The following is a 22,910-nucleotide window of genomic DNA, read 5'->3' on the forward strand; positions in this document are numbered from 1 at the left end:
ACGTGCCAGGCGTGCCTGCGGACGTGTCAGGAAGAGGCCGGCGGCGCCGCGCGCGCAATGCCGTGGCGCAGCCCGCCGTCCACCGCCAGCTCGGCGGCGTTGATGTAGGCGGCCTCGTCCGAGAGCAGGAAGCACACCGCGTGGGCGATGTCCCATGCCGTGCCCTGGCGGCCGAAGGGCAGCGGCCCCGCCGCACGGCCCGGGCGCGCGGCGCTGGCCGCGCGGCCCATGGGCGTGTCGATGAGGCCGGCGCGCACGAGGTTGGCGCGAATGTCTTTCTCATGCGCCTCCAGCGCCGTCGCGCGGCACAGCGCCGAGAGCCCGGCCTTCGAGCTTTCGTAGGCGGGGTTGCGGCCCGCGGGCATCTCGGCCGCGAGCGAAGACACAAAGACGATCGCGCCGCCGTGGTTCATGGCCGGCAGCGCGGCCTGCGCGCACAGCGCGTGGCCGCGCAGGTTGACGCCGAAGATCGTGTCCCAGCTCTCGGGCGTGATGTCGCGCAGCGACTTGCGGTCGCTGATGCCCGCGTTCAGCACCAGGCCGTCGATGGCGATACCGCGTTGCGCCAGCCCGTCGAACAGCGCGCGGATGTCTTCGGGGAGCGAGATGTCGGCGGTGAGGGCAAGGGCGCTGGCGAGGTCGTTCTCGCCTTGCTCGGCGAGGCCGCTCGCGGCGATGTCGGCGACCGTGCGCGCTGCCGCATCGGCCGAGCGGTCGGCGCACAGTACGCGGGCGCCACCCGCGGCCAGTTGCAGGCAGATGGCGCGGCCATTGCCAACGGGCTCGATGGTCTCGATGGGCGCGCCGGCTTCTTTCGCTTCACCGGCTGCGCTGCTGGCCTGCCCGCCGCCGATCACCAGCACCGTGCGACCCGCGAAACGCTTGTTGCCGCCCCGCGCCGATTCATTAAGATGTGGAAACGTTTTCATAACGCTGCCGAGGCTAAGAGATGCCCTGGCCGCTCGCAAGCCATGGAACGTTTTCATAAGGGAAAACAATGAGCACGGAGACTGCAAAGTCGGTGTCGCTGCGCGACGTGGCCGCCGCATCGGGCGCGTCCATCGCGAGCGTGTCGCGGGTGTTGAACAACAGCGGCTACGTCAGCGCCGACGTGCGGCGCCGGGTGGAGCGCGCCGTGGAGGCCACGGGCTACGTGCCCAACTTCAACGCCCGGCACCTGAAGACCGGGCGCAGCAAGGCGGTGGGGTTCATGGTGTCGAACATGGCCAACCCGTTTCTCTCGGCCTTCTTCGCCGCGGTGGAAATCCGCATGCAGGCGGCCGGCTTCTCGCTGCTGGTGGCGAGCACCTACGACCAGCCCGCGCGCGAGAAAGAGCTGCTCACGCTGTTCGAGAACCGGCGGCTCGAAGGCATCATCGCCTCGCCGAGCGTGGAGGGCCTGTCGCGCGAGGTCGATCCGTTCGCGCGCTGCAAGCTGCCGCTGGTCATCGTCGACCGCGAAGTCGATTGCGACGGCGACGCCGTCTACCAGGACCATCGCCAGGGCGTGGCGCAGGCGGTCGACTACCTGGTGTCGCTGGGCCACCGGCGCATCGCGCTGTTCGGCCCCAGCGTGGCCATTCGCCCCGGCCGCGAGAAGCTGCTGGGCTACCAGGACGGCCTGGCGCGCGGCGGCGTGGCCTTCGACGAGGCGCTGGTGTGCATGCTCAGCTCGGCCGTGCAGTCGTCCGAGGCGCAGATGGCGCGCATGCTCGAGCTGGCCTCGCCGCCCACGGCCGTCATCGCGCTGGGCACGCGCCTGTTGTCGGGCGCGCTGCGCAGCGTGCGCGCCGGGGGGCTGCGTATTCCGCAAGATCTGTCGGTGGTGGGCATCGGCACCGACGACGCCTTCGCGCTGATGCACCCGGCGCTGACCACGCTGCGCTTCAACATCGAAGAGGCCGCGCAGGCCGCGGCGCACTTGATGCTCGAGCGGCTGGGGGGCAAGACGGCCGGCGCGCCGCGCAAGGTGACCATCGGGCTCGACCTGGTGCTGGGCGCTTCGTGCATGCCGCCGAAGACCGCGGCGCGCGTTGAAGAAGTGCCCGCTACACCATCGCGAAGCCGCCCGAGGCCCCGATCGTCTGCCCTGTGATGAACAGCGCGCGGTCGGAGGCCAGGAACGCGATCAGGCCCGAGATGTCTTCGGGCCGCGACAGGCGCCCCACGCCCTTGGAGATGGGGTAGACGTTCAGCATCTTGCCCAGGCGCTCGTCGTTCTCTGGCGTCGCATGGATGTTGAGCGGCCCGTCCTTGATGCCCGCGTGCGACACCGCGCCCAGCGCCACCGAGTTCACCGTGATGGCGTGGCGCCCGTGCTCGCGCGCCAGCGCTTTCCCGAAGCCCGCGATGGCGGCCTTGGCACCCGAGTACACCGCCATGTTGGCCTCGCCGATGCGCCCGGCCTCCGAGATGATGTTCACGATGCGCCCGCCCTTGCGCTCGACCATGCCCGGCAGCACGCTGCGGCAGCAGTTCATGGTGCCGTACACGTTCAGGTTCACGATCTTGGCCCAGTCCACGGTGGGCATGTCGAGAAAGGGGGGCGTGCGCCCGCCTTTCTCGCGCCGCTCGGGAATGATGCCGGCGTTGTTCACCAGCACCGTCACCGGTGCGTCGAAGTGCGCCGCGCCCTTGGCGACCATGGCCTCGACTTCTTCGGCGCGCGTGATGTCCGCGGGCGCCGCGAGCGCCTGGCCGCCGGCCGCGGTGATTTCAGCGGCCACGGCCTGCGCGCGTTCGGCGAACAGGTCGTTGACGATCACGCGCGCGCCTTCGGCCGCGAGCTCGATGCAGATCTGGCGGCCCACGCCCTGGCCGCCGCCGGTCACCAGCGCAACCTTGCCTTCCAATCCGAGTTTCATGTGTGTGCTTTCTTTGTTCGTTGAGGTCGTCGTGCAGAAAGAAGAGGGCGCTCAGCGCCCGGTGAACACCGGCTTGCGCTTCTCGACGAACGCCCGCATGCCTTCCTTGCGGTCCTCGCTGTCGATGATCATGGCGGCGGCGTAGCGCTCGTATTCCAGCCCGGAGTCGAGGTCGACCTGCATGCCGCGGTTGATGGCGCGCTTGGCAAAGCGCACCGCCAGCGGCGGGTGCTCGGCAATGCGCTGCGCCAGCGCCAATGCCGCGGGCAGCAGCTCGGCCTGCGGCAGCACGCGGCTCACGATGCCGTAGCGCAGCGCGGTGTCGGCATCGACCAGGTCGGCCGTGAGGATCAGCTCCTTGGCGCGCGCCTCGCCGATCAGGCGCGGCAGCCGCTGCGTGCCGCCGGCCGCCGGAATCACGCCGAGCTTGATCTCGGGCAGCCCGAAGCGCGCGCTGTCGGCCGCGATGCGGATGTCGCAGCACAACGCAATCTCCAGCCCGCCGCCCAGCGCGACGCCGTTGATGGCCGCGACGACGGGCTTCTCGAACTCCTCGATGTTGCGAAACAGGTCGTGCGTGGCCTTCTGCGCGACGAAGTAGTCGGTGCCCGAGGCCTGGCTGCCGGCGCGCTCCTTGATGTCGGCGCCCGCGCAGAAGGCGCGCTCGCCGCTGCCGGTGACGAGCACCGCGCGCACGCGCTCGTCGGTGCGGGCGTACTCGAAGAAGGCGCGCGCCAGGTCGGGCTTCATCGAGCCGCCGAGCGTGTTCATGCGCTCGGGGCGGTTCAGCGTGACGATGGCGACGTTGCCGCGCACCTCGTACAGCAGCGTGTCGAGCGCGGGGGTGGATGCGGTCATGGGAGTGAGTTCCTTCCTGTGTGTGGTTCGCTCAGGCCTGCGCGGCGCTGAGCACATGGGCGACGGCCACCGAACCGAGGCCGATCATGTGGGCCATGCCCCAGCGCGCGTTCGGTTGCTGGCGGCCTTCGGCCTCGCCGCGGATCTGCCGCGTGATTTCCGCGATCTGCCCGATGCCGGTCGGCCCGAGCGGGTGGCCCATGCCGATCAGCCCGCCCGAGGCGTTGATGGCGCAGCGCCCGCCGATGCGCGAGTCCCCGCGCTCCAGGTAGGCCGCGCCTTCGCCGGGCGCGCACACGCCGATGGCCTCGCTGTAGAGCAGCTCTTCCACCGAGAACGCGTCATGCAGTTCGAGCAGGTCGAGCTGCGTGGGCGCGATGCCGGCCTGGTCGAGCGCGGCCTGCGCGCTGCTGCGCACCAGGTCGATGGGGCCCTGGCCGTACACCGTTTCGTCGCGCTCGCTGTTGGCGACCGACGCGCGCACGCGCACGCAACGCCGGGCGTCCAGGCCCAGGCGCTTCAGCGCGCGGCCCGACACCAGGAGCACGGCCGCCGCGCCTTCGCCGCGCGGGCAGCATTGCTGCACCGTGAGGTCGCCCGCCACCTTGGGCGAGGCGAGCACCTGCTCGAGCGTGCGCGGCTTGCGGAACTGGGCGTAGGGGTTCAGCGAGGCATTGCCGTGGTTCTTCACCGCCACCTTGGCCATGGCCTCCATGCCGGCGCCGCGCTCGCGCAGGTAGCTGCGCGCCATCAGCGCGAACTTCACGGCCGGAATGGTGGCGGTGTCGCTCAGGCGTTCGAGCCCGTCCTTGTTGGCGGCGCGGCGGCCGTCGCCGTGCTTGTCCACGCCCATGGCCAGCACCACGTCGCTGATGCCGTGCGCCACTTCCATGCAGGCCTGGCGGAACGCGAAGGAGCCGGAGGCCGAAGCGTTTTCCACCTGCGTGACGGCCAGCCCGGTGGAGCCCAGGTGGCGGAACATCACACGGCCCGCGGCCATGCCGATGGAGGTGGTGCCGACGTAGGCGCTTTGCACCTGCTTCCAGTCGATGCCCGCATCGGCCAGCGCGGCACGCACCGCGGTAAGGCCGAGGTGGGTGTAGGGCGTGTCGCTCGGAAACTGGTACGGGTGCATGCCGATGCCCACGACGTAGACGCCGTCATTGGCGTCGATCCAATTGCCGCTCATCGCACGACCTCCTCGGTCGGTACGAACGCACAGCCATAGCTGTCGCCCGAGGCCAGCGGCACCGCCACGGCCCGCAGCGCCATGCCGGGGCGCAGGGCGCTCTCGTCGGCCACGGCGACCACGCCTTCTTCCACCACCTGTTCGGCGATGCGGATGTCGCCCGCGATGCTGGGCGCGGGCATGCCCGGCACCAGCGGCACGTGCAGCGTCACGTATTCCAGCAGCGTGCCGCCGCCGGGCCGCGCCACCTGCGTGGCCGTGTCCGTGGCGTCGATCGCGTGGCCGCAGTGCATGCAGCCGGGCGCATTGGCCGGAAAGCTCAGCGCGTGGCATGCGGGGCATTGCGCGAAGAGAAAGTCGAGCGAGCGGCCGTCGGCCGCGAGCCGGTAGAGCGATGGGCGCTGCGGCATCATCGATGTGAGGTCTTGGGTCATGTGCTGGAGGGACTGAACGGGGGGAGAGGAAAGAGACAAGGCGCACTCACTCCAGCTTGGCGCCGGATTCCTGGACGACCTCGCGCCAGCGGGTCATCTCGCTCTTCACGAATTCGCCCAGCTTCGCGTCGCGCAGGTCTTTCAGCGGCACGCTGCCGAACTTCTCGGTCACCTGCTGCATCTCGGGGTCGGCGATGGCCTGCGCGATGGCGTCGCCCAGCTTCTTGACGATGTCGGGCGGCGTCTTCGCGGGCACGAACACCGCGCTCCAGGCGGTGGACTCGGCCTTGGGAAAGCCCAGTTCGCTCACGCTCGGAATCTCGGGCGCGATGGCCAGGCGGGTCTTGCCGGTGACGGCCAGGGGCTTGAGCTTGCCGGCCTTCACGAAGGGCATGACCACCACCGGGTAGTCGAACATCAGGTCGAGGTTGCCGGCCATCAGGTCGGTGAGCGCGGGGCTGCTGCCCTTGTAGGGCACGTGCGTCATCTTGGTGCCGGTGGCCACCTGGAACAGCTCGGCCGTCAGGTGCGTGCCGGTGCCCGGGCCGGCGGAGCCGAAGTTCAGCTTGCCGGGGTTGGCCTTGGCGTACGCGATGAGCTCGGGCACGGTCTTGAACGGGCGCGCGGGGTTGATCACCAGGATCAGCGGCGTCTCCGACATGGCGTGCACCGGCACGAAGTCTTTCACCGGGTCGTAGCGGATGTTCTTGTACAGCGCCAGGTTGGCCGCCTGCGTGCCCTGGGTGCCGTAGATCATGGTGTAGCCGTCGGGCGGCTGGCGCGAGGCCGCCTCCACGCCGATGGAGCCGCCCGCGCCGGGCCGGTTGTCCACCACGACCGGCTGGCCCAGCTTGTCGCCCACCAGCTTGGCGAGCACCCGCGAGGTGTTGTCGGTGATGCCGCCGGGCGTGAACGGCACGACGAAGGTGATCGGCCGGGTCGGCCATGCCACGTCCGCGGCCTGCGCAACCTGCGCGGCGCCCAGCGACGCCGCGCCCGCGACCACCGCACACAGGCCAGCCAGCGCCTTCTTCCAGAACTTGTCCATGCATGTCTCCAGTTGGTTTTTTGGTCTCGTTTGTCTACGAGTAATCGCAATATACTTCGATCAATCGTAGAAAAACAAGAGGAGATGTGCCGATGAATTTCGACACATCAAAATGGAAACTGCGACTTCAAGAATGAACTTGCCTGCAAGCTGCTCCGCTAATATTCGTGCCTGTCTACGAAATATCGGAGGAAATATGCCAACACTCGTCCCCGCCGCCGCCCGCACCATGTCGCTGCTGGAGCTGTTCGCCCGCGAAAAGCGCGAACTCTCCAACTCCGACCTCGCGCGGCTCATGGACCTGCCCGAGAGCAGCTGCTCCGACCTGCTGCACACGCTGCACGAGCTCGGCTACCTGCTGCGCACGGCGCGCAGCCGCCGCTTCTATCCGACGGCCCGGCTGCTGTCGGTGGCGAAGGAGATTTCGGCGAGCGACCCGCTGTACGCAGTGGCCTCGGAAGCGGCCGAACTGCTGCGCGACAAGACCGGCGAGACCGGCCTGTGCGGCCGGCTCGAAGGCGGCGTGGTGAAGGTGCTGGCCTTCAATGAAGGGCGGCACCCGCTGCGCTACATGCAGAACGTGGGCGACAAGCTCAGCCTGCACGTGTCGGCGCTGGGCAAGGCGGTGCTTGCGCTGGGCACGCCCGAAGAGGCCGCGCGCCAACTGCGGCTGAAGCCGCTGCGCAAGATTGCCGAGGGCACCATCGTCGACCTGGCCGTGCTCGAGGCGCAAGTCGAGCAGGCCCGCACGCAGGGCTGGATCTGGGTCGAGAACGAGGGCGGCGACGGCCTCGCGGCGCTCGCCGTGGCGGGCTACGTGGGCGGCGAGCCCATGGCCCTGTCCGTGGCCGGCCCCACCGACCGCCTGCGCCAGCAGCGCGAAGCTTTTCTCGCAGCCCTGCAGGAAGTGCAGGCGCTGGTCTTTCGTCCACGCAACGCCAGGGAGCCCGGCGCTTCGTAGCGCACGGGCGCGGCGCGCGCCCCCTTTCATCCAACCTCAGGAGACAACCCGATGAGTTTCACCCTTGACGCCGACCAGGCGCTGTTGCGCGACAGCATTCGCCGCTTCATGAAGAGCGAGGTGACGCCGCTCATCGCGAAGCACGACGTCGAGCGGAGCTTTCCCTTCGAGATCATGAAAGAGCTGGCGCAGTTCGGCTACATCGGCGGGCGGCTGCCCGAGGCCGAGGGCGGCATGGGCATGGACCAGCTCACCTGGGCCATGCTGATGGAAGAAGCGGGCTACGCGTGGCTGTCGATGCGCACCATGCTCAACATCACCAACGGGCCGATCCACAAGATCGCCGCCGAAGGCACGCCCGAGCAGAAAGAGCGTTTCCTGAAGCCGCTGCTGGCCTCCGAGCGGCGCTGCTTCACGGCCATCAGCGAGCCGGGCACGGGCTCGAACATCGCGCAGATACAGACCCGGGCCGACCTGGTGGACGACCACTACGTGCTGAACGGCCGCAAGCTGTGGATCACCAACGGCGCCTTCGCCGACTTTGGCATCGTGGTGGCGCGCACCTTCAGCGCCGACTGTCAGGGCCAGCTGTCGACCTTCCTGGTCGAGCGCGAGGTGTCGCCCTACGAGGTGCGCCGCGTCGATACCATGGTGCTGCGCAGCACCGGCACGGCCGAGCTGAACTTCGACAACGTGAAGGTGCCGCGCGCCAACCTCATCGGCGAGGAGGGCAGCGCGCTCAAGCGCATGCTGGTGGGGCTGGACAGCGCGCGCGTGAACATCGCCATGGGCGCGGTGGGCGCGGCGCAGTCGGCGCTGGACCTGTCGATCGACTACGCGCGCACGCGCACCCAGTTCGGCAAGCCCATCGGCAGCTTCCAGCTGGTGCAGAAGCTCATCGTCGACATGACGGTGCGCGTGGAAGCCGCGCGGGCGCTGGGCCTGCGCGCCGCCGCCGCGCTCGACTCCCAGGCCGATGCGCGCATGGCCTGCTCCATCGCCAAGCTGTACGCCACCGAGGCGGCGCACGAGGTGGCGAGCATGGCGCTGCAGGTGCATGGCGGCCTGGGCTACTCGACCGACTACCCGATAGAGCGCATCTTCCGCGACACCCGCGGCGGCACCATTCCCGAAGGCACGACCGAGGTGCAGACGCTGATCGTCGGGCGCGAGATCCTCGGCATGTCGGCCATTGCCTGAACCCACAAGAACAACAAAAGGAACACGCACCATGGAGACAACCAAGAACACCGCGCACGGCCCGGCCGACCTGTCGCGCCTGATCAACCCGCGTTCGATCGCGCTGGTCGGCGCGTCCGACCGCGAAGGCGGCATCGGCGAACGCACGCTCACCAACCTGCTCACGCATTCGGAGTTCGGCGGCGACGTCTACCTCGTGAACCCGACGAAGCCCGAGATTCGCGGCCACCGCTGCTGGCCCAGTGTGGCGTCGCTGCCGGCCACGCCGGACGTGGCCGTGGTGGCCGTGCCCGCGAGCGGCGTGCTCACGGTCATCGAGGAATGTGCCGCGCGCGGCGTGGCCTTCGCGGTCATCCTGAGCTCGGGCTTCGGCGAGGCGGGTGCCGAGGGCGAGCGCGAGCAGCTGCGCATGAAGGAGATCGCCGCGCGCAGCGGCCTGCGCCTGTACGGCCCCAACTGCCCGGGCCTGACCAACGTCAACGGCCGGCTCGGCCTGACCTTCTCGCCCTCGTTCCCGCACGACCTGGTGAAGGGCCCCATCGGCCTGGCCACGCAGGGCGGCGGCCTCGGGCGCAACGTGATGCAGGCGATGGAGCGCGGCATCGGCATCGGGCTGTGGGCCTCCACCGGCAACGAGGTCGACCTGCAGGTGGCCGACTTCATCCACTACATGGCGGACGCGCCCGACATCAAGGTCATCGTCACGCTGCTGGAAGGCATCAAGGACGGGCCGAAGTTCGTGGCGGCCGTGCAGCGCGCGGCGGCCAACGGCAAGCCGGTGATCGGGCTGAAGGTGGGCAAGTCGGAGTACGGGCGGCGCGCGGCGCAGTCGCACACCGCCTCGCTCACGGGCTCGGCCGAGGTGAACAGCGCCGTGTTCCGGCAGTTCGGCGTGATCGAGGTGGACGACATCGACGAACTGGTCGACACCGCCTGGCTCTTCGCGCGCGCCATGCCGGGCGCGCAGGAGGCGCTGGGCATCTATTGCTCCTCGGGCGGCACGGCGGCGCTGGCGGCCGACGCGGTCGGCTCGGCCGGCCTCACGCTCGCGGCCTTCACGCCCGAGACCACGGCGGTGCTGCGCGCCAAGCTGCCCGACTACGCGGCCATCGGCAACCCGGTGGACACCACCGCCATGGTGCTCAGCGACAAGACCGTGGTGGAAACCACGCTGGGCTGCGTGGCCAACGACGCCAACCTGGGCCTGACCATCGTGCCCATTGCGCTGGACTACGGCGAGACCACCACGCGCATGGCCGACAACATCATCAACGCGCAGAAGGGCTGCGCCGCGCCCATCGTGCCCATCTGGATGAGCGACCGCCTCGGCGAGGGCTACCAGCGGCTGGTGGCAGCGGGTTTTGCGCCGCCGCGCTCGGTGGGCAAGGCCATTTCCGCCATCGGGCGCTGGGTGGAATACGGGCGTTGGCGCCGCGCGAACGCCGACATGCGGCCCGTCGCGCTGCCACCCCTGGCCGCGCCGCTGCAGGAAGGCGCCACGCGCAGCCTCTCGGAGGCGCAGGCCAAGCAACAGCTGCGCGAAGCGGGCGTGGCGCTGCTGCCGAACGTGCTCGCCACGTCGGCCGAGGAAGCGCGCGCGCTGGCCGACCGCATGGGCTACCCGGTGGTCGCCAAGATCGCCAGCGAGCAGATCGTGCACAAGTCGGACATCGGCGGCGTGCAGGTCGGCCTGCAGGACGGGGCGCAGGTGGGCGCGGCCTGGCGCGACATCATGGCCTCGGTGGCGCGGCACAAGCCCGAGGCGAAGGTCGACGGCCTGCTCATCGAGAAGATGGCGCCGCGCGGCGGCGTCGAGCTGATGATCGGCGTGACGCGCGACCCGGTGTTCGGCCACGTCATGACCTTCGGGCTGGGCGGCATCTACGTCGAGATCTTCCGCGACGTGACGCGCCGGCTGCTGCCCATCGGCCCGCGCGACGCGGCGGCGATGGTGCGCGAGATGCGCTGCTTTCCGCTGCTCGACGGCGCGCGCGGGCGGCCCGCGGCCGACGTGGCGGCGCTGGAGGAGCTGCTGGTGCGCATCTCGGACTTCGTGGTGCGCCATGGGGAGCGCATCGAGGAGATGGACCTGAACCCGGTGTGGGTCGGCGCGAAGGGCGAGGGCGCGATGCCGCTCGACGCGGTGATCATCGAACGCACCGGGGGCGCCGCATGACCACGGCCTCGGCTGCTATTACGGCCACGGCTGCTAGCAAGAGCGCGGCACCGGTGGCGCCGCCGCTGGCCGGCATTACCGTCGTCGACTTCAGCGAGCTGCTGCCGGGCCCGTTCTTCACGCAGAGCCTGGCCGAGATGGGCGCGCGCGTCATCAAGATCGAGCGCCCGCCCGGTGGCGACAACGTGCGCCGCATGGGACCGGGCGTGTTCGATGCAGTGAACCGCGGCAAGCAGAGCCTGCTGGCCGACCTGAAGGACGAGGCGCAGCGCGCGGAGGTGCGCGCGCTGATCGCCACGGCCGACGTGGTGGTCGAGTCGTACCGCCCCGGCGTGATGGCGCGGCTGGGGCTGGACGCGGCCAGCCTGCGCGCGGCGTTTCCGCGCTTGGTGTACGTGTCGTTGAGCGGTTACGGGCAAGACGGCCCGTGGGCCGACCTGCCGGGCCACGACATCAACTACCTGGCCGCCGCGGGCGTGCTCGCGGTGTCGGGCGTGCAAGGCGGCGGACCTGCGCAAAGCTTCGGCCTGCCGGTGGCGGACCTGTGCGGCGCGATGTATGCGCTGTCGTCCACGCTCGCGGCGCTGTACCAGCGCGAGCACACGGGGCAGGGCCAGCATCTGGACGTGGCGCTCGCCGACTGCGCGCTGCACTGGATGAACCCGCGCGTCGGCGCCTGGCGCGAGGCCGGTGCCCACACGCTGGAGGCGCAGCGCGAAGCGACGCTGGTCAAGCCCGCGTACGGCGCCTTCGCCTGCCGCGACGGGCGGCACGTGTCCATCGCCGCGCTGGAAGACCACTTCTGGGTGCGCCTGTGCGAGGCGCTCGACCTGGCGCCCTACGGTGGCGAAGACTTCCGCGCGATGAAGGCACGCAAGGCCGCGGCGGGCCCCATCAACGCGCGCATTGCAGAAGCGCTGGCGCACAGCGACGCCGACGAGGTCTTCGCGCTGCTGCAGCGGCACGACGTGCCCGCGGCGCCGGTGGTGGAGCCGTCGAAGGTGGCGGCGTTGCCGCAGTTCGCCCGGCGAGGCAAGTTCGAAGACGGCGCCGTGCTGCCGGTGGCGCGTTACCCCGTGCCCCTGGCCGGTGTGCGGGCCGGCGCGCTCGGCGGCGCGCCGGCGCTCGACAGCGCGCGGAACTGACGCCGTGGCACCCGTATTTCGCACGCGCATCACCGAGCTGTTCGGCATTGCGCACCCCATCCTGGGCGGCGGGCTGATGTGGCTGTCGGACGCCCGCTATGTGGCGGCGCTGGTCAACGCCGGCTGCATGGGCTTCATCACCCCGCGCTCCTTCGACAGCGACGAAGACTTTGCCGCTGCGCTGGTGCAATGCACCGAGCTCGCCGGCGGCAGGCCCTTCGGCGTGAACCTCACGCTGTCGAGCCGGCCCGAGGCCAACGCGGCCGTGCGGCGCTGGCTCGACATGGCGCTGGCGCACGGCGTGCGCCACTTCGAAACTGCGGGCTACGCGCCCAACGAGCTGATCGGCACCCTGCACGAGGCCGGCGCCATCGTGCTGCACAAGGCGCCGAGCATCCGCCACGCGCTGTCGGCCGAGCGCGCGGGCGCCGATGCCGTGGCGCTCATCGGCATGGAAGAGGGCGGCCACCCCGGCACCAACGAACTGCCCACCATGCTGATGGGCGCGCTGGCCGCAGAGCAGTTCCGCGTGCCCGTGGTGCTGGGCGGCGGCATCGGCCACGGCCGGCAGATTGCAGCGGCGCTCGCGCAAGGGCACGAGGGCGTGATGATGGGCAGCCGCTTCCTGGTGTGCGAGGAGATCGGCGCGCACCGGGCGTACAAGGAGCACCTGCTGGGCTGCGACGAACATTCCACCGTGCGGCTGCTGCACACGCTGGGCAACACCTGGCGGGTGCTGCGCAACGACACCGCGCAGCGCATCGACGAGATCGAGCGTGCCGGCGCGGCCGACCATGCGGCATTCGGCGACCTCATCAGCGGGCGCACCGCGCGCGACCATTGCTATGCCCAGGGCGACTGGCAGCGCGGCATGCTGTCGCTGGGGCCGGCCATTGCCTTCGCGACGCGCATCGAGCCGCTCGCGGCCATCGTGGCCCGGCTGCTGGACGAGGCGCGTGCATCGCTAGGCCGGCTTTCTTCACTCGAACGGACCGCGGCATGAGCAGGCATCGACTGCCCTTTCTAGACCGCCTTGCGCTGCCGCTCATCGCGGCGCCCATGCTGCGGGTGTCCGGCATCGAGCTGGTCTCGGCGGCATGCCGCGCCGGCGTGGTCGGCGCGTTTACCACCGCCAATTGCGCATCGCTCGAAGAGTTCGACGCGTGGCTGCGGCGGCTGCGCACGGAGGCTGAACAGGCCGAAGCCGAAGCCGAGGGCGCACGCCACGCGCCGTACTGCCCCAACCTGATCATGCGGCGCGACCCCGCGAAGGTGAAGGCCGAGGTCGACCTCATCGTGCGGCATCGCGCGGAGGTGGTGATCACCAGCGTGGGCTCGCCTGCCTCGGTGGTACCCGCGTTGCACGCGGGCGGCTGCATGGTGCTGGCGGACGTGGCCTCGGTGCACCATGCGCAACGCGCCATCGAGGCGGGTGTCGACGGCCTCGTGCTGCTGACGGCGGGTGCGGGCGGGCACACCGGCTGGGCCAACCCGTTCGCCTTCGTGCGAGCGGTGCGAGCGCTGTTCGACGGGCCGCTGGTGCTGGCGGGTGGCCTGTCGGACGGGGTGGCACTGAAGGCCGCCGTGGCGCTGGGCTGCGACCTGGGCTCCATGGGCACGCGCTTCATCGCCACGCGCGAGAGCCTGGGTAGCGCGCCCTACAAGCAGATGCTCACGCAAAGCTCGCTGGACGACGTGATGACCACGCGCGCGTTCACGGGCTTGCCCGCGAACTTTCTGCGGCCTTCGGTCGTGCAGGCCGGGCTGGACCCCGAAGCGCTCGACGAGACGGTGTCGGTGCAGGAAGCACGCAGCCGTTTCGGCGGCGGTTCGGAGGGCGCCGTGGTCCAGCGGTGGGCCGACCTGTGGAGCGCCGGGCATTCGGTGTCGGGCGTGGGGTCGGTTCCTTCGGTCGCGGAACTGGTGCGGGCGCTTCGCGGCGAGTTCGACGGGCTGCGATCAGCGCGGTGACGCCGCACGCGCCGCGCGTGCGAACGTGCGCAGGATGTCCGCGACCTCCTGCGGTGCCTCCACGGGCAGCAGGTGCCCGCGGTTTGGAATCAGGTGAACCGCGGCCTGCGGGTAGCGGGCGGCGATGTGGTCGCGCACCACCGCCACCGGGTCGACGCGGTCGAGTTCGCCCGCGACGATGACCACGGGCACGTCGATGGCCGCCACCCTGTGGCTGAAGTCTTCGCGTGTGCCGGTGTCGATCCAGCCCAGGCTGGCCTGCGGGCTGAGCCGCAGGGCATCTTCGATGGCCTGTTCCCGTGCTTCGCGCGACAGCGGGCTGCCGGTGAGCACGTTGTCGAGCGTCCATTCGACCGCTTCACGGTTCGCATACGCCTTTCTCATCTGGGCGCGCTGCACGTCGTCGATCTGCATGGGCGAGGGCGGCGACGACGCGACCATGGCAATGCCGCGCAGCCCGACGGGGCGTCGGGAGGCCGCGACCTGCGCCGTCTTGCCGCCCATGGAGTGCCCGACGAGGATGTAGTCGCCGATGCCCAGTTGCTCGACGGCGGCGAGCACATCGTCGGCGAGGTCGACGGCGCTGTAGCCTGCGCCCGGTGCCTCGGAGCTGCCTTGCCCGCGGCCGTCCAGTGCCACGCAGCGAAACGTGTCCGACAACCGCGAGACGACCGGCGCCCATGTGCGCGAAGAGCCGCCCCAGTAGTGAAGGAACACGAGCGCCATGTCGCCAGCGCCTTGTTGCGAAACCTCGAGACGGACGCCGTTTGCCAGGATTTTCATGACCATGCCTTTGAGTGATGGGCGGCGGCAACCCTTGCCGCTTTCCGGTGGCCATTGTTCATTCCTGCGGCTGGATAGATAAGACGTTCAGCGAGATGTACAGTCAGTATCAAAAGTACATAGTGGGGCTTGCATGGACCGATTGCTGAGCATGGCCGTCTTCGTGACGGCGATCGATGAAGGGAGCATCGCGGCCGCGGCCCGGCGCTTCGGCATCTCCGCGGTGATGGCCGGGCGCTATCTCTCTTCGCTGGAGCAGGCGCTGCCCGCGCGCCTCGTGCAGCGCACCACGCGCCGCCTCAGCCTGACAGACGCCGGGCAGGCTTACCACGCAAAGTGCAAGCGCATCCTCGAAGACCTGGAGGAAGCGAACAACGAGGCCGTCGACAAGCACGCGAGCCCGCGGGGCACGCTGCGCGTGGCGGCACCGGTGACCTTCGCGGCGATGTACCTCGGCCCGGTGGTCGCAAGGTACATGCAGGAGTTTCCCGCGGTGCGCGTGGAAATGCAGCTGCAGGACCGCTTCGTCGACCTGGTGGAAGAGGGGCTCGACCTGGCGCTGCGGATCGGCCGCCTGCCCGATTCCGACCTGGTGGTGCGGCGGCTGGCCGGCTGCCGTCTCATGGCCTGCGCAACGCCCGCCTACCTGCGGCGTGCCGGAACACCCCGCACGCCGCAAGAGCTCGAAGCCCATGCCCGCATCGGCTATCTGGGCGATGTGTCGACGCCGCCATGGATGTTCGGCGCGCCGGGCTCGGCGCCGGTGCAGCTCTCGCGGGCGTGCCGGGTGGAAGCGAACAACACATCGATGATGCTGGAGCTCGCCCTGGCGGGCCTGGGCGTGGCCTATGCACCCGGCTTCGTGTTTGCGAACCACCTGGCGCGCGGCGAACTCTTGCAAGTGCTGCCGGGCTTCGACAGCCCCGAGTTGCCGCTGCATGCCGTGACATCCACGGCAAAGCACGTGCCCTGGAAGGCGCGGCTGCTGATCGAGCGGCTGGCCACGGCATTCGAGGGAACGCCACCTTGGGAGCAATGGCGCGGCACGGCAGGCGCAGGTAGGAAGAGGCGGGCTCCGAGCTCTTCAGCGGCCGAATAGCCGGCAACGCAGGCTTCGCCGGCTAGCGGTTTTCGCCCGCCTAAAATGCTCCCCCTTCGCACCTGGCGTCCCGGCAGGTGCGGATTCCGTTTTCCCCGGGGCCATGTAGAGGACCACCATGTACAAAAACCTCGCGGGCCGCGCCGTTCTGGCGTGGGTTGCCGCTTGCTGTTTATCTCCCGCTCTTTCTCAGACTCCACAGACATCGCAGGCACCCGCGAAGCCGCCCCTGAAGATCGGCTTCGTTTACGTCACCCCTATCACCGACGCCGGCTGGGTGCGCCAGCATGAAGAGGGCCGCAAGGCCGTCGAAGCCGCGCTGGGCGACAAGGTGAAGACCACCTTCGTCGAGAACGTGGCCGAGGGCGCCGATGCCGAGCGCGTCATCCGCGACCTTGCGCAGCAGGGCAACACGCTCATCTTCACGCCGAGCTTCGGCTACATGGAGCCGACGCTGAAGGTGGCGAAGGACTTTCCCGATGTGAAGTTCGAGTCGGTCACCGGCTACAAGACCGCGCCCAACGTGGCGACGGCCAATGCGCGCTACTACGAGGGCCGCTACCTGGCGGGTGTCGCGGCCGGGCGCATGACGAAGACGAACATGGCCGGCTACGTGGCGGGCTTTCCGATTCCGGAGGTGCTGCAGGGCATCAACGCGTTCACGCTCGGCATGCGCTCGGTGAACCCGGCCGCCAAGGTCAGCGTGGTGTGGCTCAACGAGTGGTTCGATCCGCCGAAGGAGCGCGACGCGGCCATGGCGCTGTTCAACCAGAACGCCGACGTGGTGGCCTTCCACACCGGCTCCACGGCGGTGATGGCGGCGGCGCAGGAGCGCGGCAAGATGGCCATTGCCTACCACTCCGACATGCGCAAGGTGGCACCCGACGCGCAGCTCGTCGCGGTCACGCACCAGTGGGGCGGGTACTACACGCAGCGCGCGAAGGCGGTGCTCGACGGCAGCTGGAAAAGCGGCAACCTCTGGGGCGGCGTGAAGGAAGGAATGATCCGCGTGGGCGACTTCGGCACCAAGGTGCCCAAGGCCGTGCAGGACGAGGTGCTCGCGCGGCAGAAGGACATCGCCGCGGGCAAGCTGCAGCCGTTTCGCGCGGTGGCGGCCGACGTGCGCGACAACGAAGGCCGCGTCGTGATCGCCAAGGGCGCGCAACTGAGCGACGAGCAGATCCTGAAGATGAACTGGCTGGTCGAGGGCGTGCAGGGACGCGTCACACGCTGAGCGAGCCTGGCGCCCGGATGCCGCTCAGGCCACCGCGTGCCGCCCGCCCCGCGCGGAGCCCAGCACCATCAGCACCAGCCCGGCCAGCACCGCCGGCACGCCGACCACCACGAACAGCGTCGGCAGGCCCAGGCCCATCGACAGCATCACGCCGCCGCCCATGGAGCCCAGCACCGAGCCCATGCGGCCGATGCCGTTGGCCCAGCTGACGCCGGTGGCGCGGCAGTCGGTCGGGTAGAACGCGGCCGACAGCGCATTCGCGCCGACCTGCCCGCCGGACACGCCGAAGCCCGCGAGGAACACGAGCACGCCGACGACCGCGTGCTGCTCGCCGAATGTGCCGATCATCGCGATGCACACGCCGGCGATCACATACGCGGCCATCAGCACGCGGTGCGGGTCGAGCCGGTCCATCAACCAGCCGAGCGTGAGCGTGCCGACGGTGCCGCCGACCTGGAACAGCATGGTCACCAGCGCGGCGGTCTTCAGCGTGGCGCCGGTGCTCTTGAGCACGGTGGGCAGCCAGCTGGAAAGCAGGTAGATGACCAGCATGCTGCAGAAGAAGGCCAGCCACATCAGCAGCGTGCCGTGCAGCAGGCCGGGCGCGAACAGGTGGCCGACCGGCGAGCCGGCGCGCGGCGCGGGCGGCATCGCGAGCTGCGCTTGGGCAGGCACGTGGCCGGGCGCGATGCGGCGCAGCGTGCGCAACACCTCGTCGGTGCGCTTGCCCGCCACCACCAGGTAGCGCGCCGATTCGGGCAGCAGCACGGCGAGCACCGGCAGCAGCACCAGCGGCAGCACGCCGCCCAGCACCAGCACCGAATGCCATCCGTAGGCCTCCACCAGGCCCGCCGCCGCCAGCCCGCCCAGCGCGGAGCCGATGGTGAAGCCGCAGAACATGGTCATCACCATGAGCGAGCGGCGCCGCTCGGGGCAGTACTCGGCGGTGAGCGTGATGGCGTTGGGCATGGCGCCGCCCAGGCCGACGCCGGTGAGAAAGCGCAGCGCAATCAGCATCTCTAGCGACGACGACCAGGCCGACAGCAGGCTCATGAGCCCGAAGAAGAACACGCTGGCCAGCAGCACCGTCTTGCGCCCGAAGCGGTCGGCGAAGGGGCCGATGCCGAGCGCGCCGATCATGAGCCCGATGAGTCCCGCGCCGAACAGCGGCGCCAGGTGCACCGGCGTGAGCTTCCACTGCGCGCCGATGGCCGGCGCGATGAAGCCGATGGCGGCGGTGTCGAAACCGTCGATGGCCACGATCAGGAAGCACAGCGCCACGATCATGACCTGGAAGCGCGAGACCGGCTGCCTGTCGATGAAGGACGGAACGTGAATGAGGGTTGGGGCTGACATTTGTCTCTCGCTGTTTTCTGGAGGCACGAACACGCAAAGACGTGCAAGGCGCGCAGCGCGGCGCGCCTTATGCGCCTTTTGCGCCTTTTGCGCCTTTTTCAGGCCGTGTGGTCGGGCTGCCTGCGCGGCTCCGCGGCCTGGAACGCCGGGTGCGCGATGGCATGCGTGTACACGCGCATCGCGCGTTCGTGGGCCGAGGTGTCGCAGCCCATGCGCTGCGCGTTGGCAATCTGCGGCACCAGGCAGCAGTCGGCCAGCGTGGGCGCATCGCCGAAGCACCAGTCACCGTGGCCGTGGCTTTGCAGCAGGCGTTCGACCATGGCCAGGCCGTCGTCGATCCAGTGGCGGTACCAGGCGTCTTTTTGCGCCGGCGTGACGCCCAGCACGTCTTGCAGGTAGCGCAGCACGCGCATGTTGTTGACGGGGTGGATGTCGCAGGCGATCACGCTCGACAGCTCCAGCACGCGGGCGCGCGCGGCCGCGTCTTGCGGCAGCAGCCGCGGCACGGGGTGCCTGGCGTCGAGGTAGTCGATGATCGCGAGCGACTGCCCCAGGCTGAAGTCGCCGTCCACCAGCGCGGGCACGGCGGCCGAGGGGTTCACGCGCGCCACGTAGCCCGCCTCGCGCTGCTCGCCGGCGCGGATGTTCACCGGCACGTAGTCGAAGGGCAGCCCCTTCAGCGCCAGCGCGATGCGCACGCGGTACGAGGTCGAGCTGTTGAAGAAGCTGTAGAGCTGCATCAGGCCACGCGCACCGAGAGTTCGCCCAGGCGGTCGATGCCGACCTTCATCAGGTCGCCGCGCACGACGGCGCCCACGCCTTCGGGCGTGCCGGTGTAGATGAGGTCGCCGGGCTCCAGGCGGAAGTAGGTTGACAGGTCGGCAATGGTCTCGGCCACCGACCAGATCAGGTGCGACACGTCGCTGCGCTGGCGGTCGGCGCCGTTCACGGTCAGCCAGATGGCGGCGTTGTCGAAGTGGCCCACGGTCGCGGCCTTGTGCAGCGGCGCGATGGGGGCGGAGGCGTCGAAGGCCTTGCCGATTTCCCAGGGGCGGCCCATTTCGCGCATCTTCATCTGCAGGTCGCGGCGGGTCATGTCCAGGCCGACGGCGTAGCCCCAGGCGTGCTCCAGCGCCTTGTCGCGCGGAATGTCGCTGCCGCCCAGGCCGATGGCGACCACCAGCTCGGCCTCGTAGTGGTAGTTGGCGGTCTTGGCCGGGTAGGGCAGCTCCAGCGTCTGGCCGTCGGCCACGGGAATCACGGCGTCGGCCGGCTTGCAGAAGAAGAAGGGCGGTTCGCGGTCGGGGTCGAAGCCCATTTCGCGGGCGTGCGCGGCGTAGTTGCGGCCGACGCAGTAGACGCGGCGCACCGCGAACTGCTCGTCGCTGCCGGCGACCGGAATCGCGACGGTGGGGGCGGGGTTGAAGACGAAGGCCATGTGTCGTGTTCCAGAAAAAAGGAATGAAAAAGAAGAATGAAAAAGGGAAGACTCAGCTGCGCTCTTCGCGCAGCAGGTTGAGCGCGGCCTGCACCGGGCGGTCGGAGTAGCTGAACAGCACCGCGTCGCTCACCGCGGCCAGCTGCACCGGTTGCCACGAAGGCACCACGAACACGTCGCGCGGCTGGTAGTCGAAGTGCTGCTCGCCGATGCGCACCGTGCCGCGGCCCTCGACCACGCTGAACACGGTGGCGTCGGTGCTGCGGCTGGTCTTGCCCTGGAAACCCGCGGGCAGCAGCTGCATGAAGGTGGCCATGGTGGGCATCGGCCAGCCGCCGGTGGCGGGGTTGGTGTAGCGCAGCTTCACGCCGTCCCAGGCGTCGAGTTCGCCGAAGCGGTAGAGGCTGTCGAGCGCCTCGCGGCTGCGCTCGTAGGGGTAGCTGAAGATGGGCGATGTCGGGTCGCTCACGCGGTGGCGCACCGGCATCATGTTGTGGCCGAAGCGCGCCCAGCTGTGGCCTTCGGGCCGCACCACGGCCTGCATGGCCTCGCTGTGGTTCTCGGCGAAGCCCGCGTCCAGGTGCACCAGCAGCGGAATGTCCAGCCCGTCGAGCCACACCACCGGTTCGCCGCCTTCGGCCACCGTCGGGTTGCCGTGGTCGTGCCAGTTCCACGAGGGCGTGATGATGAAGTCACCGGGGTGCATGGTCGTGCGCTCGCCGTTCACCGAGGTCCAGGCGCCCTTGCCCTCGACGATGAAGCGCAGGGCCGATTGCGTGTGGCGGTGGGCGGGCGCGATTTCGCCGGGCAGGATCAGCTGCAGGCCGGCATACAGCGTCGAGGTGATGCTCGAGGTGCCCGGCAGGCCCGGGTTCTCCAGGATGAGCACGCGGCGCACCGCCTCTTCGGCGCTGATGAGCTGGCCGGCCTGCATCACCAGCGAGCGGATGTCGGCGTACTTCCAGAGCGCAGCCACCGCCTTGGGCCTGGGCTGCTTGGGCACCAGCGCGTGCAGCGATTCCCACAGCGGAGCCATGTTCTGCTGGCCGATGCGGGCGTAGTAGGCACTGCGGCTGTCGGCTTCGTAGCCGGTGGGGGTGGGGCTAGGTGAAGTGTTCGGGGCGGTGTCGGCCATCTTTTGTCTCGCGTTCGTCCCGCCTGAAAAAGGCGGAATGCCCGGATTGTTGGTGCCTATCCATACTCCGTAAAATCATCTTTTGTTCGCATCCATATCCGGATTCGTATTGATTTAAGGGTTTACCCCATGGATTGGACCCAGCGGCTGCGCCTGCGCAACCTGCAGATGCTCCAGAGCCTGGCGCGCACCGGCAACATGAGCCGCTCAGCGCAAGAGCTGCACACCACCCAGCCCGGCCTGTCGAAATGGCTGAAGGAGCTGGAAGACGACATCGGCCTCACGCTGTTCGAGCGCCTGGCACGCGGCCTGCGGCCCACGGTGCACGGCGAGGCGCTGCTGGCGCATTCGCGGCGCATCGAGGCGCAGCTGGACATGGCGCGCGACGACATGGCCGCGATGCTCGAAGGCGGCAGCGGCCTGGTGGCGGTGGGCACCTCGGGCGCCTCGGCCTCCGACACCGTGCCGCTGGCCGTGCTGCGGCTGCTGCAGCAAATGCCGCGCTCGCACGTGCGCCTGGTCGAGAGCACCATGGACCTGCTGATGCGCCAGCTGGCCCATGCCGAGCTCGACGTGATCGTGGGGCGCACCACGGCCGCGTACGACCAGGAGCTGATTCGCACCGAGGTGCTCTACATGGAGCCGCTGCACTTCGTCGCGCGCCCGCAGCACCCGCTGTTCAAGCACGAGACCATAGACTGGGCCGACATGCTCGACTACCGCTGGCTGGTGTGGCCGCGCGGCACGCCCATTCGCGACGCGCTGGAGGCCGCGCTGGCCGCCGAAGGCCGTGCGCTGCCGCGCGACCACGTGGAGTCGAACTCGGTCACGGTCAACGTCACGCTGTTGAACAGCAGCAGCATGATCGGCCTGGCCTCGCACCGCACGGCGCAGCGCTTTGCCCGGCTGGGCGCGATGCGCATCCTGCCGATGCGGCTGTCGGGCTTCGGCTCGGTGTCGATGTACTGGAACGTGGGCAGCGCCGAACGCGCGGCGGTGGCGAAGATGCTCGACTGCCTGCGCCACGCCGAGGGCGACGCGCTGCCGGGAATGCCGGCGGAACAGACGGGATGAACGCCCGGCGGGCCCGCAGGTTCAACCGTCCGCCAGCGCCTCGCCGTTGATCATCGACTGCACCCGCGCCGCCAGCTGCGTGCGGTTGTCCACCCGCAGCTTGCGAAAGGCATTGCCCAGGTGGAAGCGCACCGTGGGCAGCCCCACGGCCATGCGCTTGGCGATGAGCTTGTCGGGGCAGCCCGACACCACCAGCGCGGCCGCCTGCGCCTCGCGCTGGCTCAGCGCCGACTTGCGCTGCAGCAGCTCGCTCACGTCTTCGTGCGCGCGCGCCGACGAGGCCGGGGTGGCCTCCCACCTGAAGCGCGCGAGCGCACCCGCGAAGGCGGGCTCCACCAGGCGCAGCGCCTCGATCTCGTTCGCGTCGAAGTTGCCGCGCTCGCGGTGGCGCCAGATGCGCATGTCGCCGGTGCATTCGCCGTCGGCGAACACATACACGTTCACGCCCCAGTGCATGCGGTCGCGCTTGAGGAAGTCGTTGAAGAACTCGGTGCGCGACAGGTCTTGCTGGCAGAGGATCTGCGTGGCCAGCGTGGGGTGGCGCCGCTCCATCATCGGAAAGGTCAGCGGGTCGACGAAGCGGTAGTACTCGTCCCAGCTGCGCAGGTTTTCCACCGACATGTTCAACGCCTTCACGCGCGCGAAGCAGTGCGCGGCGCTGTCCCAGGTGAAGGACACGTAGGTGTCGGCGTGCAGCAGGTCGAGCATGGGCAGCGCCAGGTCGCCGCGCAGGGCGTCGGGGTCGGTCGCTTCGGCCAGCAGCCGCATCACGTCGCCCAGGGCGCGCGTCTGTGTGGTGGAAAGGTGCATGGCGTGGGTCAAGCAAAGACCGTGCGAACTTCGGTCCCGGCGATGCTAGCCCCGGGCCGGCGCGCACGTATCGGGGCCGACCCGTAGGCACCCTATCAATGGTGCTAGGTGTGGGGGGCGGTGGCGGTTCCTAGC

22 protein-coding genes are annotated in these 22,910 nt (G+C 69.6%); 10 read left to right on the forward strand and 12 right to left on the reverse strand.

What is annotated here, in order from left to right; translation table 11 throughout:
- Positions 1-26: 26 nt before the first annotated feature.
- Positions 27-929 carry an SDR family NAD(P)-dependent oxidoreductase gene (locus tag AB6807_RS14370; protein ID WP_371085101.1) on the reverse strand — a complete coding sequence of 301 codons (903 nt, stop codon included), beginning with the start codon at positions 927-929 and terminating at the stop codon, positions 27-29.
- A gap of 68 nt (positions 930-997) precedes the next feature.
- On the opposite strand from AB6807_RS14370, the gene AB6807_RS14375 reads away from it, so the two are divergent.
- Positions 998-2,095: a substrate-binding domain-containing protein gene (locus AB6807_RS14375; RefSeq protein WP_371085102.1), complete on the forward strand. Its 1,098-nt coding sequence runs from the start codon at positions 998-1,000 to the stop codon at positions 2,093-2,095.
- Here AB6807_RS14375 and AB6807_RS14380 read toward each other — a convergent pair.
- The 5 genes from AB6807_RS14380 to AB6807_RS14400 are packed head-to-tail and all read right to left on the reverse strand — an operon-like array spanning position 2,049 to position 6,393.
- Positions 2,049-2,864 (reverse strand): SDR family NAD(P)-dependent oxidoreductase, encoded by an 816-nt coding sequence (locus AB6807_RS14380; protein WP_286515132.1) that lies wholly within the window; start codon positions 2,862-2,864, stop codon positions 2,049-2,051. The genes AB6807_RS14375 and AB6807_RS14380 overlap by 47 nt on opposite strands.
- Positions 2,865-2,915: 51 nt before the next feature.
- Entirely contained in the window at positions 2,916-3,722 is an 807-nt protein-coding gene (locus tag AB6807_RS14385; RefSeq protein ID WP_286515133.1) for an enoyl-CoA hydratase/isomerase family protein, read from the reverse strand.
- Positions 3,723-3,753: 31 nt separating this feature from the next.
- Entirely contained in the window at positions 3,754-4,911 is a 1,158-nt protein-coding gene (locus tag AB6807_RS14390; protein ID WP_371085103.1) for a thiolase family protein, read from the reverse strand.
- The gene (locus AB6807_RS14395) at positions 4,908-5,345 is read right to left on the reverse strand and encodes an OB-fold domain-containing protein (RefSeq protein WP_371085104.1); all 438 of its coding nucleotides are present in this window, start codon (positions 5,343-5,345) and stop codon (positions 4,908-4,910) included. The genes AB6807_RS14390 and AB6807_RS14395 overlap by 4 nt, the downstream gene beginning before the upstream one ends.
- A gap of 46 nt (positions 5,346-5,391) precedes the next feature.
- The gene (locus AB6807_RS14400; protein ID WP_286515138.1) at positions 5,392-6,393 is read right to left on the reverse strand and encodes a tripartite tricarboxylate transporter substrate binding protein; all 1,002 of its coding nucleotides are present in this window, start codon (positions 6,391-6,393) and stop codon (positions 5,392-5,394) included.
- A 196-nt stretch (positions 6,394-6,589) separates the two neighbouring features.
- On the opposite strand from AB6807_RS14400, the gene AB6807_RS14405 reads away from it, so the two are divergent.
- From AB6807_RS14405 to AB6807_RS14430, 6 genes are read left to right on the forward strand one after another with little or no spacing between them, the layout of a single operon-like run.
- Positions 6,590-7,354, forward strand: a complete 765-nt coding sequence (locus tag AB6807_RS14405) for an IclR family transcriptional regulator (protein ID WP_371085105.1) — start codon at positions 6,590-6,592, stop codon at positions 7,352-7,354.
- Positions 7,355-7,405: 51 nt separating this feature from the next.
- The gene (locus tag AB6807_RS14410; RefSeq protein WP_116911291.1) at positions 7,406-8,554 is read left to right on the forward strand and encodes an acyl-CoA dehydrogenase family protein; all 1,149 of its coding nucleotides are present in this window, start codon (positions 7,406-7,408) and stop codon (positions 8,552-8,554) included.
- Positions 8,555-8,585: 31 nt separating this feature from the next.
- Positions 8,586-10,730 carry an acetate--CoA ligase family protein gene (locus AB6807_RS14415; RefSeq protein WP_371085106.1) on the forward strand — a complete coding sequence of 715 codons (2,145 nt, stop codon included), beginning with the start codon at positions 8,586-8,588 and terminating at the stop codon, positions 10,728-10,730.
- A complete protein-coding gene (locus tag AB6807_RS14420; protein ID WP_371085107.1) occupies positions 10,727-11,875 on the forward strand; it encodes a CaiB/BaiF CoA transferase family protein in 1,149 nt (382 codons plus the stop codon). Before AB6807_RS14415 ends, AB6807_RS14420 begins: the two co-directional genes overlap by 4 nt.
- 4 nt (positions 11,876-11,879) lie before the next feature.
- A complete protein-coding gene (locus AB6807_RS14425; protein ID WP_371085108.1) occupies positions 11,880-12,878 on the forward strand; it encodes an NAD(P)H-dependent flavin oxidoreductase in 999 nt (332 codons plus the stop codon).
- Complete coding sequence (locus AB6807_RS14430) at positions 12,875-13,846, forward strand: NAD(P)H-dependent flavin oxidoreductase (RefSeq protein ID WP_371085109.1); 972 nt, start codon at positions 12,875-12,877, stop codon at positions 13,844-13,846. The genes AB6807_RS14425 and AB6807_RS14430 overlap by 4 nt, the downstream gene beginning before the upstream one ends.
- Here AB6807_RS14430 and AB6807_RS14435 read toward each other — a convergent pair.
- Positions 13,835-14,629: an alpha/beta fold hydrolase gene (locus AB6807_RS14435; protein WP_371085110.1), complete on the reverse strand. Its 795-nt coding sequence runs from the start codon at positions 14,627-14,629 to the stop codon at positions 13,835-13,837. The genes AB6807_RS14430 and AB6807_RS14435 overlap by 12 nt on opposite strands.
- Before the next feature lie 133 nt (positions 14,630-14,762).
- On the opposite strand from AB6807_RS14435, the gene AB6807_RS14440 reads away from it, so the two are divergent.
- Together AB6807_RS14440 and AB6807_RS14445 are read left to right on the forward strand one after the other, a co-directional pair.
- Positions 14,763-15,728 (forward strand): LysR family transcriptional regulator, encoded by a 966-nt coding sequence (locus AB6807_RS14440; protein WP_371085111.1) that lies wholly within the window; start codon positions 14,763-14,765, stop codon positions 15,726-15,728.
- 118 nt (positions 15,729-15,846) lie between these two features.
- Positions 15,847-16,962, forward strand: a complete 1,116-nt coding sequence (locus AB6807_RS14445; protein WP_371085112.1) for a BMP family ABC transporter substrate-binding protein — start codon at positions 15,847-15,849, stop codon at positions 16,960-16,962.
- A 24-nt stretch (positions 16,963-16,986) separates the two neighbouring features.
- Here the strand turns inward: AB6807_RS14445 and AB6807_RS14450 are convergent, their stop codons facing one another.
- From AB6807_RS14450 to gtdA, 4 genes are all read right to left on the reverse strand, one after another.
- Positions 16,987-18,318 carry an MFS transporter gene (locus AB6807_RS14450; protein ID WP_371085113.1) on the reverse strand — a complete coding sequence of 444 codons (1,332 nt, stop codon included), beginning with the start codon at positions 18,316-18,318 and terminating at the stop codon, positions 16,987-16,989.
- Between the two features lie 98 nt (positions 18,319-18,416).
- Complete coding sequence (gene maiA, locus AB6807_RS14455; protein ID WP_286515154.1) at positions 18,417-19,058, reverse strand: maleylacetoacetate isomerase; 642 nt, start codon at positions 19,056-19,058, stop codon at positions 18,417-18,419.
- Entirely contained in the window at positions 19,058-19,756 is a 699-nt protein-coding gene (locus AB6807_RS14460) for a fumarylacetoacetate hydrolase family protein (protein WP_371085114.1), read from the reverse strand. The genes maiA and AB6807_RS14460 overlap by 1 nt, the downstream gene beginning before the upstream one ends.
- 52 nt (positions 19,757-19,808) lie before the next feature.
- On the reverse strand, positions 19,809-20,891 hold the full coding sequence (gene gtdA / locus AB6807_RS14465) for a gentisate 1,2-dioxygenase (protein WP_371085115.1): 1,083 nt from the start codon (positions 20,889-20,891) through the stop codon (positions 19,809-19,811).
- 129 nt (positions 20,892-21,020) lie between these two features.
- Between gtdA and AB6807_RS14470 the strand changes: the two genes are divergently transcribed.
- The gene (locus AB6807_RS14470; RefSeq protein WP_371085116.1) at positions 21,021-21,965 is read left to right on the forward strand and encodes a LysR family transcriptional regulator; all 945 of its coding nucleotides are present in this window, start codon (positions 21,021-21,023) and stop codon (positions 21,963-21,965) included.
- 21 nt (positions 21,966-21,986) lie between these two features.
- Here AB6807_RS14470 and AB6807_RS14475 read toward each other — a convergent pair whose 3' ends face one another.
- Complete coding sequence (locus AB6807_RS14475; RefSeq protein WP_116911279.1) at positions 21,987-22,775, reverse strand: helix-turn-helix transcriptional regulator; 789 nt, start codon at positions 22,773-22,775, stop codon at positions 21,987-21,989.
- Between the last annotated feature and the right edge of the window lie 135 nt (positions 22,776-22,910).

The organism is Variovorax sp. RCC_210 (genome assembly GCF_041355175.1).
GTDB lineage: Bacteria > Pseudomonadota > Gammaproteobacteria > Burkholderiales > Burkholderiaceae_C > Variovorax.

What these genes read in the sequence shown, in the direction of transcription:
- AB6807_RS14380 (WP_286515132.1), bottom strand. Translation starts at nt 2,864, where the DNA reads ATGAAACTCGGATTGGAAGGCAAGGTTGCGCTGGTGACCGGCGGCGGC.
- AB6807_RS14390 (WP_371085103.1), bottom strand. Translation starts at nt 4,911, where the DNA reads ATGAGCGGCAATTGGATCGACGCCAATGACGGCGTCTACGTCGTGGGC.
- AB6807_RS14370 (WP_371085101.1), bottom strand. Translation starts at nt 929, where the DNA reads ATGAAAACGTTTCCACATCTTAATGAATCGGCGCGGGGCGGCAACAAG.
- AB6807_RS14430 (WP_371085109.1), top strand. Translation starts at nt 12,875, where the DNA reads ATGAGCAGGCATCGACTGCCCTTTCTAGACCGCCTTGCGCTGCCGCTC.
- AB6807_RS14410 (WP_116911291.1), top strand. Translation starts at nt 7,406, where the DNA reads ATGAGTTTCACCCTTGACGCCGACCAGGCGCTGTTGCGCGACAGCATT.
- AB6807_RS14400 (WP_286515138.1), bottom strand. Translation starts at nt 6,393, where the DNA reads ATGGACAAGTTCTGGAAGAAGGCGCTGGCTGGCCTGTGTGCGGTGGTC.
- AB6807_RS14445 (WP_371085112.1), top strand. Translation starts at nt 15,847, where the DNA reads ATGTACAAAAACCTCGCGGGCCGCGCCGTTCTGGCGTGGGTTGCCGCT.
- AB6807_RS14395 (WP_371085104.1), bottom strand. Translation starts at nt 5,345, where the DNA reads ATGACCCAAGACCTCACATCGATGATGCCGCAGCGCCCATCGCTCTAC.
- AB6807_RS14460 (WP_371085114.1), bottom strand. Translation starts at nt 19,756, where the DNA reads ATGGCCTTCGTCTTCAACCCCGCCCCCACCGTCGCGATTCCGGTCGCC.
- AB6807_RS14440 (WP_371085111.1), top strand. Translation starts at nt 14,763, where the DNA reads ATGGACCGATTGCTGAGCATGGCCGTCTTCGTGACGGCGATCGATGAA.
- AB6807_RS14385 (WP_286515133.1), bottom strand. Translation starts at nt 3,722, where the DNA reads ATGACCGCATCCACCCCCGCGCTCGACACGCTGCTGTACGAGGTGCGC.
- AB6807_RS14450 (WP_371085113.1), bottom strand. Translation starts at nt 18,318, where the DNA reads ATGTCAGCCCCAACCCTCATTCACGTTCCGTCCTTCATCGACAGGCAG.
- AB6807_RS14475 (WP_116911279.1), bottom strand. Translation starts at nt 22,775, where the DNA reads ATGCACCTTTCCACCACACAGACGCGCGCCCTGGGCGACGTGATGCGG.
- AB6807_RS14405 (WP_371085105.1), top strand. Translation starts at nt 6,590, where the DNA reads ATGCCAACACTCGTCCCCGCCGCCGCCCGCACCATGTCGCTGCTGGAG.
- AB6807_RS14420 (WP_371085107.1), top strand. Translation starts at nt 10,727, where the DNA reads ATGACCACGGCCTCGGCTGCTATTACGGCCACGGCTGCTAGCAAGAGC.
- AB6807_RS14470 (WP_371085116.1), top strand. Translation starts at nt 21,021, where the DNA reads ATGGATTGGACCCAGCGGCTGCGCCTGCGCAACCTGCAGATGCTCCAG.
- AB6807_RS14435 (WP_371085110.1), bottom strand. Translation starts at nt 14,629, where the DNA reads ATGAAAATCCTGGCAAACGGCGTCCGTCTCGAGGTTTCGCAACAAGGC.
- maiA (WP_286515154.1), bottom strand. Translation starts at nt 19,058, where the DNA reads ATGCAGCTCTACAGCTTCTTCAACAGCTCGACCTCGTACCGCGTGCGC.
- gtdA (WP_371085115.1), bottom strand. Translation starts at nt 20,891, where the DNA reads ATGGCCGACACCGCCCCGAACACTTCACCTAGCCCCACCCCCACCGGC.
- AB6807_RS14375 (WP_371085102.1), top strand. Translation starts at nt 998, where the DNA reads ATGAGCACGGAGACTGCAAAGTCGGTGTCGCTGCGCGACGTGGCCGCC.
- AB6807_RS14415 (WP_371085106.1), top strand. Translation starts at nt 8,586, where the DNA reads ATGGAGACAACCAAGAACACCGCGCACGGCCCGGCCGACCTGTCGCGC.